15 protein-coding genes and 1 pseudogene are annotated in these 15,770 nt (G+C 70.6%); 11 read left to right on the plus strand and 5 right to left on the minus strand.

Features of this window, described 5'->3' with window-relative positions; genetic code table 11:
- The first annotated feature begins 155 nt into the window (after nucleotides 1-155).
- The 3 genes from ACIBA9_RS22080 (at nucleotide 156) to ACIBA9_RS22090 (ending at nucleotide 4,525) form a co-directional block, all read left to right on the plus strand.
- Nucleotides 156-1,649 carry a hypothetical protein gene (locus tag ACIBA9_RS22080; protein ID WP_399365366.1) on the plus strand — a complete coding sequence of 498 codons (1,494 nt, stop codon included), beginning with the start codon at nucleotides 156-158 and terminating at the stop codon, nucleotides 1,647-1,649.
- Nucleotides 1,650-1,853: 204 nt separating this feature from the next.
- Nucleotides 1,854-3,152, plus strand: a complete 1,299-nt coding sequence (locus ACIBA9_RS22085; RefSeq protein ID WP_399365368.1) for an AAA family ATPase — start codon at nucleotides 1,854-1,856, stop codon at nucleotides 3,150-3,152.
- A 167-nt stretch (nucleotides 3,153-3,319) separates the two neighbouring features.
- Nucleotides 3,320-4,525, plus strand: coding sequence for a VWA-like domain-containing protein (locus ACIBA9_RS22090; RefSeq protein ID WP_399365585.1), 1,206 nt, complete (start codon nucleotides 3,320-3,322; stop codon nucleotides 4,523-4,525).
- Between the two features lie 92 nt (nucleotides 4,526-4,617).
- Here ACIBA9_RS22090 and ACIBA9_RS22095 read toward each other — a convergent pair whose 3' ends face one another.
- Nucleotides 4,618-5,010 (minus strand): thiol-disulfide oxidoreductase DCC family protein, encoded by a 393-nt coding sequence (locus tag ACIBA9_RS22095; protein ID WP_399365370.1) that lies wholly within the window; start codon nucleotides 5,008-5,010, stop codon nucleotides 4,618-4,620.
- Nucleotides 5,011-5,349: 339 nt separating this feature from the next.
- On the opposite strand from ACIBA9_RS22095, the gene ACIBA9_RS22100 reads away from it, so the two are divergent.
- Both ACIBA9_RS22100 and ACIBA9_RS22105 read left to right on the plus strand, forming a co-directional pair.
- Nucleotides 5,350-5,814 carry a hypothetical protein gene (locus ACIBA9_RS22100; RefSeq protein ID WP_399365372.1) on the plus strand — a complete coding sequence of 155 codons (465 nt, stop codon included), beginning with the start codon at nucleotides 5,350-5,352 and terminating at the stop codon, nucleotides 5,812-5,814.
- Between the two features lie 191 nt (nucleotides 5,815-6,005).
- The gene (locus ACIBA9_RS22105; protein WP_399365374.1) at nucleotides 6,006-6,578 is read left to right on the plus strand and encodes a pyridoxamine 5'-phosphate oxidase family protein; all 573 of its coding nucleotides are present in this window, start codon (nucleotides 6,006-6,008) and stop codon (nucleotides 6,576-6,578) included.
- Nucleotides 6,579-6,772: 194 nt separating this feature from the next.
- Here ACIBA9_RS22105 and ACIBA9_RS22110 read toward each other — a convergent pair whose 3' ends face one another.
- The 3 genes from ACIBA9_RS22110 to arr all read right to left on the minus strand — a co-directional run bounded on the left by ACIBA9_RS22110 (nucleotide 6,773) and on the right by arr (nucleotide 9,314).
- Entirely contained in the window at nucleotides 6,773-7,663 is an 891-nt protein-coding gene (locus ACIBA9_RS22110; RefSeq protein WP_399365376.1) for a glycoside hydrolase family 19 protein, read from the minus strand.
- Between the two features lie 379 nt (nucleotides 7,664-8,042).
- The gene (locus ACIBA9_RS22115; protein ID WP_399365377.1) at nucleotides 8,043-8,678 is read right to left on the minus strand and encodes an alpha/beta hydrolase; all 636 of its coding nucleotides are present in this window, start codon (nucleotides 8,676-8,678) and stop codon (nucleotides 8,043-8,045) included.
- Between the two features lie 225 nt (nucleotides 8,679-8,903).
- Nucleotides 8,904-9,314, minus strand: a complete 411-nt coding sequence (gene arr, locus ACIBA9_RS22120) for an NAD(+)--rifampin ADP-ribosyltransferase (protein WP_399365379.1) — start codon at nucleotides 9,312-9,314, stop codon at nucleotides 8,904-8,906.
- A gap of 930 nt (nucleotides 9,315-10,244) precedes the next feature.
- On the opposite strand from arr, the gene ACIBA9_RS22125 reads away from it, so the two are divergent.
- The 3 genes and pseudogenes from ACIBA9_RS22125 to ACIBA9_RS22135 form a co-directional block, all read left to right on the plus strand.
- Nucleotides 10,245-10,943, plus strand: a complete 699-nt coding sequence (locus ACIBA9_RS22125; protein ID WP_399365382.1) for a class I SAM-dependent methyltransferase — start codon at nucleotides 10,245-10,247, stop codon at nucleotides 10,941-10,943.
- A gap of 1,014 nt (nucleotides 10,944-11,957) precedes the next feature.
- Complete coding sequence (locus ACIBA9_RS22130; RefSeq protein ID WP_399365384.1) at nucleotides 11,958-12,425, plus strand: hypothetical protein; 468 nt, start codon at nucleotides 11,958-11,960, stop codon at nucleotides 12,423-12,425.
- 191 nt (nucleotides 12,426-12,616) lie between these two features.
- Nucleotides 12,617-12,694 (plus strand): annotated as a pseudogene (locus tag ACIBA9_RS22135) (IS5/IS1182 family transposase); the annotation flags it as partial.
- A gap of 187 nt (nucleotides 12,695-12,881) precedes the next feature.
- On the opposite strand, the gene ACIBA9_RS22140 reads toward ACIBA9_RS22135, so the two are convergent.
- Nucleotides 12,882-13,145: a GlsB/YeaQ/YmgE family stress response membrane protein gene (locus tag ACIBA9_RS22140; protein ID WP_393902686.1), complete on the minus strand. Its 264-nt coding sequence runs from the start codon at nucleotides 13,143-13,145 to the stop codon at nucleotides 12,882-12,884.
- 807 nt (nucleotides 13,146-13,952) lie between these two features.
- Between ACIBA9_RS22140 and ACIBA9_RS22145 the strand changes: the two genes are divergently transcribed.
- The 3 genes from ACIBA9_RS22145 to ACIBA9_RS22155 all read left to right on the plus strand — a co-directional run bounded on the left by ACIBA9_RS22145 (nucleotide 13,953) and on the right by ACIBA9_RS22155 (nucleotide 15,753).
- Nucleotides 13,953-14,162, plus strand: a complete 210-nt coding sequence (locus ACIBA9_RS22145; protein WP_399365386.1) for a hypothetical protein — start codon at nucleotides 13,953-13,955, stop codon at nucleotides 14,160-14,162.
- A 76-nt stretch (nucleotides 14,163-14,238) separates the two neighbouring features.
- Nucleotides 14,239-14,928 carry a restriction endonuclease gene (locus tag ACIBA9_RS22150; protein ID WP_399365388.1) on the plus strand — a complete coding sequence of 230 codons (690 nt, stop codon included), beginning with the start codon at nucleotides 14,239-14,241 and terminating at the stop codon, nucleotides 14,926-14,928.
- 282 nt (nucleotides 14,929-15,210) lie between these two features.
- Nucleotides 15,211-15,753 carry a GNAT family N-acetyltransferase gene (locus tag ACIBA9_RS22155; protein ID WP_399365587.1) on the plus strand — a complete coding sequence of 181 codons (543 nt, stop codon included), beginning with the start codon at nucleotides 15,211-15,213 and terminating at the stop codon, nucleotides 15,751-15,753.
- Nucleotides 15,754-15,770 lie beyond the last annotated feature (17 nt).

Genomic DNA, 15,770 nt, shown 5'->3' on the forward strand with positions numbered 1-15,770 from the left:
CCGCCGGCGCACATCCATTTCCCACCCCTGCCCCGCCCGCTTGTCGGGGGATCGATAAGCAGAGGACAGATCGTCGGCGCTGTGCGTACGATGCGCGGGATGAAGAACTTCTCCTCGTACGGATTGGGGGAATCGTTCGTGCAAGGTGAGTGCTGATGGCACATCACCACGCGAACCCGATTCCGGCCCACCTGTTGATGTGGCAGCGCGTCCGCGAGTACGCCGTGCCTCCCTCCATGATCGAGACCGCGACCGCACGACGTGCGGTCGGTGACTGGTCGGCGGCCTGCGCCGCCGCCCGCGTCGACGTCGACCTCGATCTTCGCGCCGTGCGCAACCGCCACGGCACCGACATCGTCACCCGCCTCCGCGCAGACCTGCGTCGGCTCGCGCCGGACCTCCTCCGGTGGCACGCGCCCAGGATCGCGCCCGACGGCCGGCTCCGGCCAGGCCTCACCCTCGCCCTGGCCCAGTACCGCACCGCGGACGACATTCCGCTGCGGCTGGTGGTGCGTACACCGCCGGCCTGGGCGGATGCCGGCCAGCGGATGTCCCTCGCCGTGTGGGAGGGCCCCGGGGACGGCACCGCGCCGCACCATCCGCACCCGCATCCCGACCGGCGTTTCCGCCTCGACCTGCACCGGCACCTCTGGGACTGGACCCGCAGCGGCGAACTGGCGTGGCGTTGCGGTGCGCGTGGGACCACAGCTCCCCTGTCATCCGCGCGGTCACCTGTCTCCGGCCGTCCACTCCCTGTGGACCTGTGCCGTCCGTCCGGCGCCCCCGCGGCATCCTGGGCGGTGGACCGATGGGCCGCCGAGGCGGATTTGCTGCTGCGGACCGAGGGCCGTACCCGCGGCGCGTTCACCGTGCGGCTCGGTGCGCGCCGTCGCGCCGTGCTCGAACTCGTCGCGCCCGACGACAGCCACGCCCCGACGTTCCGACTCCTGCGGGAGGCGCTGCCGCCGCAGGAGATCGCGGCGCTTCCCGCGCTGCCGGAGGTGGCGGCCCGCACACTTCCGGATCTGGAACTGCTGCGGGAAGGACTGATCGGGGTCGATCGACTGCACCCCCATGTCGCCGCAGCACTGGCCGGGTCCGGCACCGCGCCGGTGGCCGGCCCCGCCCCGGGGGCCGGTGACGCGCACCGGGTGGAGTGCCGCGGCGAGGTCCATCGGATCGCGCTCCGCGACGGCGTACTGACCGCGGTCGATCACGACCCGACCGAACTGCGCCGGGAGCAGCTGCTGCTGGAGCTCGGCGGCCCGCCGCTCCCCTGCCTGCGGGAGATCGACACGGCGCACCGCAGCCCGGAGGCCCTGCCCGCGGTCCGGGAGCGGCTCGGACATGGGGATGTCGCCGGGGCGCTGGCCGTGGTCGAGGCGTTGCTCGGTCCCGGTGCGGTCCTGCGCGACGGGCCCCTCCGGGAGGAGCTGCGGTCGGCCGCGACCCGCCACGTCGACCAGGGACTCTTCCGCTCCGGCCTCGTCGCCGTACACCCGGCTGCCGGCGCGGGCGGGAACAGCGGCGTCACGGGCGCCGAGCACGCGGAGACGGCCCGACGGCCCCGGCTCGACCGCCGTGTGCCCGCCGCCATGCGCCACAAGCGCGACAGCCGGGGCCGGCCCCGGACCGCCCTGACCCCTTGACCTGCCAACCCTCACCCTCACCCTCTGCCTTTGGCCGCTGACCTGTCGGTCTTCGATCTCTCCCGCTGACCTGTGGGTTCCCCACGCTCCCGCGGCCCTGTCCGCCCTACCCTCCCGCAGCCCTGCCGTGCGGCTCGCGCGGTCGCCCTCGCCACACCCGGAACGGGCCGTCCCGTTCCCCCGACCCATGCCCAGGTGATGCCCATGACCTCCAGCACCCTCCTGCCCACCCCGCCCGCCGACGCGCCCCCGGCGCCACCCGCCCACGCGTCCGGCACCCGCACCCAACTCACCCTCGCCGACGACCTCCTGACACTCCTGCGAACGACCACCACCGAGCCGCGCCCCGACGAGCAACTCGACGCACTCACCCTGGCCGTCGCGGCCGACCTGCCCGTGTTGCTCTGGGGTGAGCCGGGCATCGGCAAGACCGCGGCCCTGACGCAGCTCGCCGCCTCACTCGACCTGCCGCTGACGACCGTCATCGCCAGCGTCCACGAGCCGTCCGACTTCTCCGGGCTGCCCATCGTGGGCGACGACCCGGCGGTGCGGGGGGTGCCGATGGCGCCCCCGCAGTGGGCCGTGGAACTCGTACGCGCCGGGCGGGGCCTGCTCTTCCTGGACGAACTCTCCACCGCCACCCCGGCCGTCCAGGCCGCGCTGCTCCGCGTGGTCCTGGAGCGAAAGGTAGGCGCACTGCAACTGCCGCCCGGAGTACGGGTCGTGGCCGCCGCCAACCCCCGCGCGTCGGCGGCGGACGGATGGGAGCTCAGCCCGCCCCTGGCCAACAGGTTCGTGCACCTGTACTGGGTGCACGACCGGGAGGTGGTGGTGCGCGGCCTGGGCGGGGTCTGGCCCCGGGCGCGGCTGCCCCGGATCGTGCCGGAGCGGCTGCCGGAAGCGGTGGCCTACGCCCGTCGCGCGGTCTGTGGCTTCCTGGCAGCCCGGCCGACGTTGATCCATCGGCTGCCGAACACCGAGACGCGGCGCGGCGGTGCCTGGCCCTCACCCCGCAGTTGGGAGGCCGCGCTGACCCTGCTGGCCTTCGGCACGGCGTCCTGCGTCTCCCGGGAGGTGCTGGCGCTGCTGGTGCGAGGCGCGGTGGGGGACGGCCCAGGGCTCGAACTCCTCGCCCATCTCGACCGGATGGACCTGCCGGACCCGGAGTCGCTGCTGGCCGATCCCGCCTCGGCCGAGTTGCCGGTGCGGGGCGACCTGCGCCAGGCCGCGCTGGAGGCGGTGGTGGCCGCCGTCGGTGCCCGGCCGTCGAAGCAGCGGTGGGAAGCGGGCTGGGCGGTACTGGTCCGAGCCCTGGAAACAGGTGCTCCGGACCTGCTGGTCGCCCCGGCGACGGTGCTCGCCTCGGTGCGGCGGGACGACTGGGAGGTGCCGGAGGCGGTGGAGCGGCTGGCCGGGGTGGTCGGCCTCGCCCGGCGGGCGGACCACTCGGTGGGACGGGCCGCGGCGGCCGGCACCGGGCGCGCGACGGCGGTACGCCGGTGAAGCGGGCCGCGAAGCGCGCGGCGCCGGTGAAGAGGGCCGCGAAACGCACGGTGCCCTTGCCGCACCCGATGTCCCCGCCCGCGCCGCCGCGCCCGGTGCGGGCCGGGCCGCCGTGGCCGCCGGCCGGCTCCGGCGGCCCGGACGACCAGCCCGAACGGCCGTTGGACATGGAGAAGTTGCTGGCTGCCCGGCTGCACGCGGTGAAGGTACGTCCCTACCTGGCCGGCGCGCTCTTCGCCCTGCACGTGGTGGAGGACAGGTCGGTGCCCACGATGGCGGTGGACGCGCACTGGCGCTGCTACGTTTCCCCCGGCTTCGTGACGCGTACCCCGGTGGAGGAACTGGCGGGAGTCTGGGTGCACGAGGTCTCTCACCTGCTCCGGGACCATCACGGCCGGGGCGAGCGGTATGCCCGGGCGCACGGCGAGTTCGGGCCGGGCGAGCGGCTGCGGCGGAACATCGCCGCCGACTTCGAGATCAACGACGACATCTATGGCGACGGTCTGCCCCGGCCCGTGGGAACCGTGCATCCGTCGCTGCTGCGGCTGCCCGACGGCTTGCTGATGGAGGAGTACCTGCGAACCGCGTCGATGTCCGGGCTCGCCTCGGACCTGGCCTGGCTGGACTGCGGCAGTGGTGCCGACGGACAGGTCCGGCCGTGGGAACTGGGGCCGGGCGGGGCACACGGGCTGAGCAGGCAGCAGCGGGACGCGGTGCGCTTCCGTGTCGCCGAGGCCATCAAGGGCCGGCCAGGCGACGCGCCGGAGGGGTGGCGCCGCTGGGCGGAAGAGGCGTTCCATCCGCCCCAGCCCTGGCGGCAGTTGCTGGGCGCGGCGGTCCGCTCGGCGGTGGCCGCGCCCGGGGTGGGGGAGGACCACAGCTACCGGCGTCCGTCCCGGCGCTCGGCCGGTCTTCCCGGGGTGCTGCTACCGAGCCTGCGCCGTTCGCCACCCCGGGTCTGCGTCGTGATCGACACCTCGGGATCGGTGAGCGACGCGGAGCTGGGCAGCGCGCTGCTGGAGGTGACGGCCATCGCGCGCGCGGTGGGTGGACGTCGTGACCTGGTCTCCGTGATCTCCTGCGACGCGGCGGCCGAGGCCGTCGTTCCGCTCTGCCGCGCCGAGAACGTCGAACTCATCGGCGGCGGGGGAACGGATCTGCGTTCGGGCTTCGCCCAGGCACTGCGCTCCAGGCCGCGTCCGGACGTGATCGTCGCCCTCACGGACGGCCAGACACCGTGGCCCTCCGCCCAGCCGCCCTGCCGCACCATCGTGGGACTCTTCTCCCGCCCGGGCGGTGCCGCGGCCGAGAAGGACCCGGACTACGTCCCGGACTCCCCGCCGCCCTGGGCGCGAGTCGTCAGCATCGGGTGAGCCGTGCGCACGATCGCTCAAGTGGGCGCTCCCGCACCGGTGACGCCTTCCTGTCGGTGCTGCAAACGGCTTCGGCAGGCCACGTCACCGGCTCAGTCCCTTACTGACTCTCGGTCGGCGGGCAGGGCGCAGGCCGGTGTTCCGCCGGGGAGACGGTGGCGGTTGTGGGCGATGACGCGGTAGATGCCGTGGGCGGCCCACCGGATCGGTGCCAGCTGCAGTACCGCTCCCAGGACGGCCCAGCCGCCGCGGGCGCTCGACAGCAACTTGGCCACGGCTTGGGCGCCTCCGTACACCGTTCCGGCGGGCGTGATCCACAGGGCCTCGTACTCCGCTCGTTCCCGGGACACGCCCAGGGCGTCCAGCCGCGCGCACTGGCGGGAGGTGACGTCGCAGCGCGGTTTGATCCACCTCTGCGCGAAGGACACCGAGGTCGTGCAGAAGCCGCAGTCACCGTCGAAGACCAGTACAGGTTGCGTCCTCATGACCTCATGGTGCCCCCTCCAAGGATGCTTCCGCCCCCTGCTCTCCCCGAGGGCGGTCATCCCGTCGGCGGACACCTACGTCGTGTCGCGCACCAACGCGGGCGGAAGCGCCGAGTCGACCACGTCGAGCGAAGCTGCACCGCATCCGCGGGACCGCGCACCTAGTGCCGCCCGGCCCCGGCGCCGCTCGCGCTGGCGTGCGCCCCGAGGCACCGACCGCGCCGGGCTTCGGTCCCATCCCTGCGAGGGGTTTGCCCAGCTGGCCGGGGGAGCGGACCGAGTCTCCCCATAGGCTACGTCCAGTAGCCAAACGGTTACCTTGAGTGGAAGGGGAGTGGAGTGCTCCACAACTCTGCGCGCCGACTGATCGTGCTTGCCTCGACCGTCCTGTTACTGGCCGGCGTGGTGAGCGTCGGCGCGGCCCAGGCGCAGGTGCCCGGCGGGCCCATCACCTACTCGATCGACTTCTCCAACCCCCGGGAGAGCGACGACAACAACCTGCCCGAACCGTACGGTGAAGTCACCGTGAGGGCGCCCTGGGGGCAGCAGACCGCGCTGTGGGAACACCCCGACCGTGACATCAACACCCCCACCCTGCCCCGCTACCCGCTGTACGGCGGCGCCGAGCACAGGTACGTCCCCCATCCCGTCACCGAGGTGTGCGCCTTCGTGGGAGAGGACGACACCGGCATCAACGACGACGACATCCTCGCCGACGGCTGTCTGCCCTACACGGGCCCTGGGCGCTACACCATCAGCGCCGAAGGCGGCTCCGTGACCGTCAGCATCTACGACTTCGGCTGACTCCCGGCCCCGGTGGTCCCGGGATTCCTGCCCTCGGGACCACCGGTGCGGCACGCCGAGGTTCGTTCGTCCCAGTCGACCCGCTGGCGACGTATACCTGATGGAGTCGACGAGCAAGACGAGAAATCGGGTGTGACGCCGATCTCCGGGTGGCCGGGCGGTCGTTATCGGTGCGGAAGAGGAGGTCCACCATGCCGGAACCAGGTACCGAGAAGCGGCAACCCGCACAGCAACCGACCACCGAGCTGGACACACGCTACAGCTCCGCGCTCAATCCCCGCCCGGGTGCCGGCGACGTCACGGCCACCGAATGGGCCGAGGCGCGACGGCACCTGGAGGCCGCCGAGATCTTCTGGTTGTCCACGGTGCGGCCCGACGGCCGGCTGCACGTCACTCCCTTGATCGCGGCGTGGCACGACGGGGCGCTGTACTTCTCCACCGGCCCGCAGGAGCAGAAGGCGAGGAACCTCGCCCACGACGCGCACTGCGCGCTGACCACCGGAGGGAACTCACTCACCGAGGGCCTCGACCTCGTCGTCGAAGGCAACGCGCGACAGGTGACCGATCCGGCGCTGATCGAGGAGGTGATCGCGGCGTACGAGGCGAAGTACGGGCCGCACATCACCTCGCCCGAGGGCACCTTCCACGGCATCGGGGATGCTCTCCGGAAGGGGGACGTGCTGGCGTTCGCGGTGGCCCCGGTCACGGCGTACGGCTTCGGCCGGGACGCCGGCGTCTACACCCATACGCGTTGGGCGTTCTGACCAGGGCCACGGAAACGCGAGGGCGGCCAGGAGGCCCGACGCCGCTGTCGGGCCCCGGCGCCGTTCCGGGGCGCCGCCTCCGGGCCGGTGGTGGGGCCGGCCCAGAGGCAACGGATGGTTGCGGCACCCGAGGCAACGGATGGTTGCGGCACCCCGCCCCCGCGGCCGACGGCCCGGTCCGCGGCCCGCGCGGATCAGCAGTACAGGTTGCCGCCCGCCGAGGTGCCCAGGATCTGTACGAACCGCTGGTAGGCGTCGACACGGCTCTGCACCTGCGCGGGGTTCCTGCCGTCGCACTCCAGTGAGCCGTTGATGCTGCGGATGGTCTGGCCGAATCCGGCGCCGTTGACCATCGCGTTGTGGGGTGTCATCGTGCCGGGGCCCGACTGGGTGTTCCAGTACCAGAGCCCCGTCTTCCAGGCGACGGAGGCGTCGGTCTGGACGAGGTTGGGGTTGTGGAGCAGATCGATGCCGAGCGCGTCGCCCGCGGCCTTGTAGTTGAAGTTCCAGCTGAGCTGGATGGGGCCGCGGCCGTAGTAGGCGGACTGGCCGGCCGGACAACCGTAGGGCTGACTCCAGTCGCAGTAGTGCGAGTAGTTGGCCGTGTTCTGTTCCACCACGTAGACCAGCCCGCCGGTTTCGTGGCTGACATTGGCCAGAAAGGCGGCGGCCTCCTGCTTCTTGACGGTGTCGCTGCCGGTGTTGGCGAAGGCCGGATAGGCGCTCAGCGCGGCCTTGAGGCCGCTGTAGGTGTAGAAGGAATTCCTGTTCGGGAACATCTGGTTGAACTGCGCTTCGCTCACGACGAAGCTGCCCGAGGGGTCCGTGGAGCCGCCGTCGCAGGCGTAAGGCTCCCAGTACCACGTGCTGATGACGGGGTCGTAGCCCGGGTTGTCGTGCTCTGCGATGTACGCCTTGCCGTCGGTGTACCGGACGATGTCGCCGGTGACGTATGACTTGCCGGCCTGCCAGCTCGGGTAGCTCGAGCAGGACGCGGCGGAAGCTCCGGCGGCCGGCAGCAGGACGGGTGCTGCGGTTCCGATCACAACCGCGGTGAGGAGTGCGGAAAGACGGCGCTTCGACACGGAGACAACTCCTTTGCGGAAGCCGGGTCGCACCGGAGGCAGGCGGAGCCGACGAGGCGGCCGCGGCGTTCCGGAGCGGCCCGGGTGGGGGGTGCGGAAGCCATACTCAATCGCTTTGGTGTGTACCAGTCAAGGCCTAGACCAATCGGAGTGACAACGTTGGCAGGGAAAGTTCGCCCACGACGGAACCTTCCGCACGCTTCGAACCGATCGAGCGGCTGGACCGGCATCCCCTCACAACTGGCCAGGCGTAGCAGTCGGTTTGCCGCAGGACGCCGGCCCCGGATCGCCGGTCGCGCTGCTGCCTCACATGGATTCCCGATGCGAACGGGCTGCCGCAGCACAGCAATTGGCTGGGTGGCGCCGTTTCGAAAGTGGATCAGATCTTGGTGGCGAGTTCGACGAGGTGCCGGGCTGTGCCGACGGGATCGACGATCTGATGGAGGTGCGCGCCGGGCAGGTGTGCCACGCGCCAGCCGCGTTCGCGCGCTTCGGCGGCAACGTCGTGATACGGAGGGCCGAACAGCAGGTAGGAGCAGGGGTGGTCATCCCAGCCGTCGGGGACCGGGATGTGCTGTTCGTAGTAGGACAGCGGCAGCGTGGGCTGCTCCTCGATGACTGTCTGTCGCACGACAGGATCGGAGAACATGGGTGCGACGTCTGCCTCGTCCCACCAGTCGGTCCAGCGCGGCAGCCTGCCGTTCACGGCCATCGGACGGAGGAATTCCAGCAACTCGGATGAGGCGACAGGGGTCGGTCCGGTTCGGGCCGGCAGCGCGGCGTCGACGAAGATCGACCTGGTCACCGGCTGGTCGAGGGCGGAGCGAATCGTCGGGAGAAACAAGCCTGCGTTGCTGTGTGCCACCAACGTGACGGGGTTGTCGGCCGGGACCTGCCGGAGGTCGTCGCGGACGGCGTCGGCGATGCGGGGCCAGAAGGGCGGTGCGTCGGCGCCGATCCGCAGCAGGGACGGCACCCTTACCTGGTATCCCGCCGCCGTCAGGTGTTCGGCCACGGGGCGCCAGGTCGAGGGACCTACGGACGGACTGTGCACGAGAACGAAGATCGGCTGCATGTGACGATCCTGTCGCCCATGCCATCGCAGCCGCGACAATCTTGGCTGTCAGCAGAACGGCGGGGTTCGAAGGAGCCCATGCGCTGCCACAGAAGCCGGTTCACAACCATTCGCCGACGGCGGGGTGGTGGAAGCGGTAGACGCCGGTGTGGTGCAGGCGCACCGTCAGTTGATGATTTCGGCGCGGTCGTCCTGAAGGACCGCGGCCAGCCGGTCTCGCCACATCTGGAGAGCCTCGGGCGTCTGTCGGGTCCAGTCGGTGACCTCGGCAACGATCCGAAGCGGTTCCCTGCTGCGATAGGAACGGGTCGGATTGCCTGGGAACTTCTTGTCGGTGACGTTTGGATCGTTCTCGAACTCCCCGGTGGGCTCGACGACATACACTCGCGGTTCCCCGTCGCCGGCGGCGAGTTCGGCGGCGAGGCCCGCGCCGTCGCGCAACGCGGTGAAGTAGATGTGGTTCATCACGACTTCGGGCCGGTAGTTAGAACGGAAACCGGCGGTAAGGTGATCTCCGACCCGCAAATCGGCCTTTGTGCCGTGAAAGAAAGGCCCCTCGTCCAACACCTCGTCCATCGCCACAGGCTATCAACCAAGCTGTCGTGACGGCGAGCCATCCAGGACGGCTCGGACGCCGTGATCAGGCCGTGTGAGGCTGTGGCGGGCCAGGACCCAGCGGTGACGGGTGAGGCCAATCAGCTACCGCCGGCAGCCTGGCGCTTGCCCAGTCACCAAAGGCGCGGCCCTCGACGCCGTCACCGCCGTCACCGCCGTCACCGTAGGACAGCCTCCGCCAGGCATCCTCGAGTGCGCCTGAAGTGTCGCTACTGGCCGTAAGCCTCGTCCCTGGTCACCCTCGCGGCCGGCGAGTGACGATTGCATGGGCGGGTCCGGCCCGCCCCCGGTCGAACCACCGGTCGATTAGGCCGAGGCGAGGCTTACTTGGATTCGACCCGTTCTACCGAATGGGGGCCGGTCGTCAGTGCTTCGCACGTGGTCTGCCACGTGACGCGCCGGGATGGAGCCAGGTGTGAACGTAGGCCGCGGTGAGCCGGGCGAGGGTGGTGACCCGCTCGGGGCTTTCGTCGGTGGTCTCAGCCGCGTCGTATCGGGCGCGGCGGGCACACCGGGGCCCCACTGTGACTCGGTAACCTGCCGTCGCGGGACCACTCGGCCTCACCGGGGCCGTCCGGCCGCTGCACATCGCGGCGACCGACCGGAGCGCGAGGGCAGACACCAGGATGCCGCCAGTCGGCTGTGCGGGATGCTCCGGGAACGTCCGCGACCGCAGGGTCGCTCGTCCGTCCAGCGTCAGCTCGCCGCGCTGGACGGGTTCGTCGCCGCGGTCAACACCATGTGGCGGCTGGACGCCGCCCGGCAGGCGAGGCCCACACCCCCGCCTCTCCTCGCTTGTTCCTTCTTCGGTACCTCTCTGCTCGTGACACCGTTTTGCCGGACCGGCAACAGCAGTGGCGGGTTCGGAAGTCCGCCTGTCACGGTGGGCCCATGACCGTAGACATCCCAGCAGGATCGCCGACCTCCGACACCGACTCGCCCGCTGACGTATCGCCCGTATCCGACGCATACCTGGGAGATCCCGCGGTGCGGGTGGAGTGGGACAGTCGCTACGCCGACCGGCAGCAGTTGTGGAGCGGCCGGCCCAACGGTGCGCTCGTGGCCGAGAGCGCGGGTCTCACCCCCGGGCGGGCGCTCGACGTCGGCTGTGGGGAGGGCGCGGACGCCGTCTGGCTCGCGCGCCGCGGCTGGGACGTGACCGCGCTCGAGGTCTCGGGCGTGGCGCTGGAGCGGGCCGCCCGGCATGCGCGAGATGCCGGCCTCACCGTTCGCTGGGTTCACGCGGAGCTGACGCGGGCGGAGCTTGCGCCGGCCTCCTTCGACCTGGTCTCCGCGCAGTATCCGGCCCTGCTGCGCACCCCCGACGCCGCGGCCGAGCAAGCGCTGCTCGACGCCGTCGCGCCCGGCGGTGTGCTGCTGCTCGTACACCACGCCGGGATGGACACCCAGCACTCCCGGGAGGGTGGCTTCGACCCCGCCGACTACGTCTGGCCGTCGATGGTCGCGGCACGGCTCGACGACGACTGGGTGGTGGAGGTGGACGAGCAACGGCCACGAGTGGCACCCGACGGCGGTGCCGGCGCCCACCATGCCGACGACCTGGTACTGCGCGTGCGCCGACTGCGCTGAGACCGCTCACCTCTCAGCAAGGCCGACCCTTGTGCGACCTGACGGCAGGGTCACTCACAACACGGATCGTGCGGGCGCCGTTCACATGCCGTTGGGCAGGTTCCCGGGCCGGTGAGCCAGGCATGCTCCGTTCGATGGTCCAACGGTGTCGGCCCAGCCGTTGGGCTGCCGCCGCCTCATCGTTCGGTGGCTACGTGCTCGGCTTCAGGCGCCCGGTACGTCTCGCGCGCGGAGCATCACAGCGGCTTCTCACACGCGCCCGTCTGCTCCCCTACGCACGCGTGAGGCGCCTGGTCGCCGGGGTATCTCAGGGAACGCCACAGCTACTGGCTCCGCCGGGGCAGGTGACGCTGTCGTTTGACACCGCGCCCATGATCCCCAGCACGACGACGATGAGAGCCAGGACGATCAGCGGTACGTTGTCCGCAGCCCAACTACTTTGGCTGGCCTCATGTTTCCGAGTACTGAGCTTGTGGGCTCGCTTTGTCGCCTGCGGGCTCAGCACCGGGCCCGTCATGCCCCTCTGCCGCCATCATGTCAGCCCCCCGGTATGTGCCCTTTTCACGATGACAAGGCACCGGGCCTCACCCGTCAAGCCTTGAGCCAGCCGAAATGCTTTGAGACTCGGGTCGGCCTCGCGACCCTCCTTGGTCCCTGCCAGAGGCGAGCGGAGCGGGGTTTGTGGGCCCCAGTCAGCCGCCCAGGCCACCATCCGCCATTCGTCGGTGAACTGCGCACGCAATGGGGGCAGTCGGCGCAGTCGGGCCGTCGGCCGCTGGTCATACCGGGACGCTCACCGGGGCGGTATCGTGCTAGGTCCCCGGCAGGAAGGGCGACGACGCCATGGGCAGGTCTGCTTCCAAGAGCTTTGTCCGTGCGAGCCTCGTGCTGGGCGTCGTCCTACTGTCGACTGCGCTGTGCTCCACCGCGAGTGGGGCTGCCCCAGAAGTCGCGAGGGGAGGCAACGGAGCGGTCATCGCCGCACATGCGAGCAGCCAACGCGACTGTCCCGTCGTGTACTTCGACCTGGGCGAGACCCTCGTGCACACCGCCGGCGACGGCAGCACCGACTACCAGCCCGGCGCGGCTTCATACCTGCACGCCCTGCGTGCACGGCACATCAGAGTCGGCCTGATCACCAATGTTCCGCCCTCCTGGGGCACGACCGACGCCGAGCGTGCCGCCAAGCTGAAACAGGAAGTCGACGCGACGTGGCGGGGTCCGGTTCCCTTCGCCTGGGAGGATTTCGCAGACCGGATCCTCACTCCACGCGCCGAGGCCGAGCGCAAGCCGGCTCGGATTCTGTGGGAGCGCGCGAAGGCCGACTCGGGCCGCTGCCGTGTGGTCTACGAGGCGGAGACGGCCGAAGAGGTCACTGTCGCCTCCTCGCTGGGCTTCGTGGCGTACCAGGTCGGCCGACCGCACCGGCCCGCGTTCCTGCCCGTGGGGCTGATCGAACGCCTCGGCCAACGCTTCCGCTGACCTAGGACAGTACGCATGGCCCGTCGGCGTACGCCTTTTCGCCCGCGGAACCGACGACGCGTGGCCCCCTGCAGACACCCTTCGGGGCGATGGCGTGCCGAGAGTCTGCTCAAGGCTGTTGAACCGCGCAGACACGCCTCCTGACTACCCGCAGACCGGCACTGGTGCGACGCGGGAAAAGATCTTGTGGTGTGTCCGGTGTGATCACAGCGTCGAAACCTTCCTGGACAGCCCCCGTCGCTGGGCTGAGCCCGCGTCAGCACGGCAAGAGATCGCGTTCCGGATGGGCGCCCTGCCGTTGCCGGAGAACCGCTTGCCCGCCGCCGTAGCGGTAGATCGGGTCTTCCGGCACCGGCTGCCGCTTCTCGCCTCGCCATCGCCGGCCATCGGCATGTGACCGGCCCGTACACACGAAGAAGGCGGCTCTCGTGGGAGCCGCCGTCTTCGTAGGTGGTGTCAGCGAGAGCGCCCCGTGACCAGACGGTAGAGCAGCAGCACAATCACGGAACCCACGATCGCGGCAATCCAGGTGGAGAGGCTGAAGAACCCGTTGATCGAGTGGACGCCGAAGATCACCTTGCCGAGCCAGCCGCCGAGCAGCCCACCCACGATGCCGATCAGCATCGTCACCAAGCAGCCGCCCGGGTCCCTGCCGGGGGTCAGGGCCTTCGCGATGGCGCCAGCGATGAGGCCGATCAGGATCCAGGCGATGATGCTCACGAGAGTGTTCCTTCCGTTCCGCTGTTGCGAGGTCGACGACCCGCGGGGCGGGACTCCGACGTACTGCGGATATCCCGTACGGAGCGGCAGTATGCGGGTCCAAGGTCCTCATCTCTGCCGGCCCCCACGCAGCGGCGGCCTGCTGGTGGGACGCGACCCGGGACAGCGCCCGCCGCACCCACCAGGGCACGGTCGCCGAGCCGGCCTCAAGCACTGTGGGGCCACGTCGACCACGAACACACCAAGCATGCCTCCCAGCCGCCGCACCCGCCAGCCGCTGTCCTGGCCACGCATCCGACCACGTCGGTCGCGGTGGGGCGCCGGACGGCTGTCGACGAGCGACCGAAGCCCAGTGACTGACCGAAGCCCAGTGTCAGGGCGCGCCGCGCCGCCGAGTGGACCCGATCACCACCCAGACGGTGGCGCGGCAGCCATCGCGATGCGGGAGCCGTCCCGCGACGCGTTCCCCAGGTTCGATGCCGGCTCAGGCGACGCGACGGCCCCGATCGAGGCGGCTTGCGCGCAGCGCCGCCACCGGGCGACGGCGACCGAGCCCGCCGCCCTGGGCCGGGCCCGTCAAGAGTGCGCGGCCCGGGGGTCCGCGCGTGGCGGCCGACGTATCGCAGTCAGGTGATATGTGAAGCCCGACCTGAGTCGACGCGGTATCCGGCCAGGTCCGATGGCTTTGTGCCATTCGCCGGAAACCCGCCTACAACATCCCCGAGGCCTCGGTACACAAGGAGGCCGGGGTGGCGTCCTGCCGTTCCCCGACGGTGGTGGCCGGTGTGTGGGGGAGGGTCTGAACAGTTGTTGACCATCGATGTGACGTTGCTGCTCGCGATCATCGTGTTCTTCCGGCTGCGGCGGCGCACCGAGTCCCGCAGTCGTTTCGACGAGAAAATGACCGTCGTCATCGTCCTGGCCTTAGGCGTCCTGATCGCCCCCACTCCGGCGGGTGAGGGCATCGCCAACTTCCTGGGGCAGCTCGCGAGCGGTGTCATTGAGGCCGGCCGATGAACTCCCAAGTGCGTCGGAGCCGGGTGGCGCCCGTTGTCAATCACTGCTCATCACGGGTGTGGGGAGCGGGGGCCTGATGGCGGCACGGCGGCGGGGCCGGCGCTTGAAGAAGCGGACGCGTCGGCAGCTACAGGGCTGGGCCGCGGCAGTGGCGCTGATCGCCGTGTGGTGGGCGGCCGGGCACTGGGCGGAGGTGTGGCCCGTCCTGGTGGCCGTGATCGCCGGGGCCGTGGTGGGTGGCGCCGGATGGGTGCTGCTGCGCGCACACCGTCGCGCGGTAGGCCAGGACCGAGCATGGCGAGCACAGGAGGAAGCCCGGACGCGGGAGTTGTCGATGACCGAAGTCGACGCGCTGACGTGGCAGGAGTTCGAGCAGTACGTCGCCGACCTGTGCCGGCGGGACGGCTGCACGAAGGTCGTTGTCAGCGGCGGGAGTGGCGACTTGGGTGCGGATGTCGTCGGCTACCTCGCCGACGGCCGCAAGCTGGTCGTCCAGTGCAAGAAGTACGCGCCGCACCGCAGTGTGTCCTCGCAGGACATGCAGAAGTTCGTCGGTACCGCCCGCCTTGAACACGGCGCCGACGTCGCGTTGTTCGTCACCACCTGCCGCACGTTCACGAAAGCCGCGCTGGGCCTGGCGCTGCGCCAGGACATCGTGGCCCTGCATCGCGACCTGCTCGGCTCCTGGGTCAAGGGTGCTCGCCTGGAAGCCCTGATCCCGCTGAACGGAGGCGGCGGCGGCACCAAGCGGCGGCCGTCCTCCTGACCCGGCTCTTGAGAGCGTAGTCAACGCCCTGGAACGGCTCGCGAGTGGAGTCGCGCAGGTCGGCCGACGAGCCCCAAACGCGTAAGAGCTGCCCGGCGTTGACCCGGCGCCGCCGGGCGCGACGCCCCACCCCGGGACCGGCAGGCGGCAGTGGGCCGACGACCGCCTGATCGGCCTGCTTCTGGTAATTCGCGGCGCGCCCTTCCTTTTCGACCGTATATGCCCGACTTGGCCCACGGTTGACGCCTCGCGGAGAGTCCATGTGTGATCCAGAATCAATGGATGGTCACGCTTGAGACTCCCCGTTTGATCCTCCGTCGCTGGCGCGAGGAAGACATTGCGCCCATGGCTGCCGTCAATGGCGACCCCGAGGTCATGCGGTGGGTCCGTGACGGCAGCGTCCGTGACGAACAGCAGACTCGTGACGGGGTCCGGGCGTGGGAGAGCGAGTGGGAGTCCCGGGGCTTCGGCCTGTTCGCCGTGGAGATCCGGTCCACCGGTGAGCTGGCCGGGTTCACCGGCCTTTCGGTGCCCTACTTTTTGCCGGAGGTACTGCCGGCGGTTGAGGTCGGCTGGCGGCTGGGACGTTCCCACTGGGGGCAGGGCTTGGCCACCGAGGCTGCCGCGGCCGTCGTACGGTTCGGCTTCGAAGAGCGAGGGCTGGAGCGGATCGTCAGCATCGCTCAAGTGGGCAACGACGCCTCCGAACGAATCATGGTGAAACTGGGGATGCATCCGGTCCGTGAGACCGTCAATCCCACCTGCGGTCGGCGGGTACGGGTGTTCCAGTTGTCGTCGGACCAGTACGTCCCGACCACGCCTTGACGCGAACGTGGGTCGCG

Origin of the sequence: Streptomyces sp. NPDC051452 (assembly GCF_044454765.1) — a bacterium.
Taxonomy (GTDB): domain Bacteria; phylum Actinomycetota; class Actinomycetes; order Streptomycetales; family Streptomycetaceae; genus Streptomyces.

Excerpts from the sequence above, each read along its gene's own strand:
- ACIBA9_RS22080 (WP_399365366.1), top strand. The coding sequence starts at position 156 with ATGGCACATCACCACGCGAACCCGATTCCGGCCCACCTGTTGATGTGG.
- ACIBA9_RS22085 (WP_399365368.1), top strand. The coding sequence starts at position 1,854 with ATGACCTCCAGCACCCTCCTGCCCACCCCGCCCGCCGACGCGCCCCCG.
- ACIBA9_RS22090 (WP_399365585.1), top strand. The coding sequence starts at position 3,320 with ATGGAGAAGTTGCTGGCTGCCCGGCTGCACGCGGTGAAGGTACGTCCC.
- ACIBA9_RS22095 (WP_399365370.1), bottom strand. The coding sequence starts at position 5,010 with ATGAGGACGCAACCTGTACTGGTCTTCGACGGTGACTGCGGCTTCTGC.
- ACIBA9_RS22105 (WP_399365374.1), top strand. The coding sequence starts at position 6,006 with ATGCCGGAACCAGGTACCGAGAAGCGGCAACCCGCACAGCAACCGACC.
- arr (WP_399365379.1), bottom strand. The coding sequence starts at position 9,314 with ATGGACGAGGTGTTGGACGAGGGGCCTTTCTTTCACGGCACAAAGGCC.
- ACIBA9_RS22125 (WP_399365382.1), top strand. The coding sequence starts at position 10,245 with ATGACCGTAGACATCCCAGCAGGATCGCCGACCTCCGACACCGACTCG.
- ACIBA9_RS22150 (WP_399365388.1), top strand. The coding sequence starts at position 14,239 with ATGGCGGCACGGCGGCGGGGCCGGCGCTTGAAGAAGCGGACGCGTCGG.
- ACIBA9_RS22155 (WP_399365587.1), top strand. The coding sequence starts at position 15,211 with ATGGTCACGCTTGAGACTCCCCGTTTGATCCTCCGTCGCTGGCGCGAG.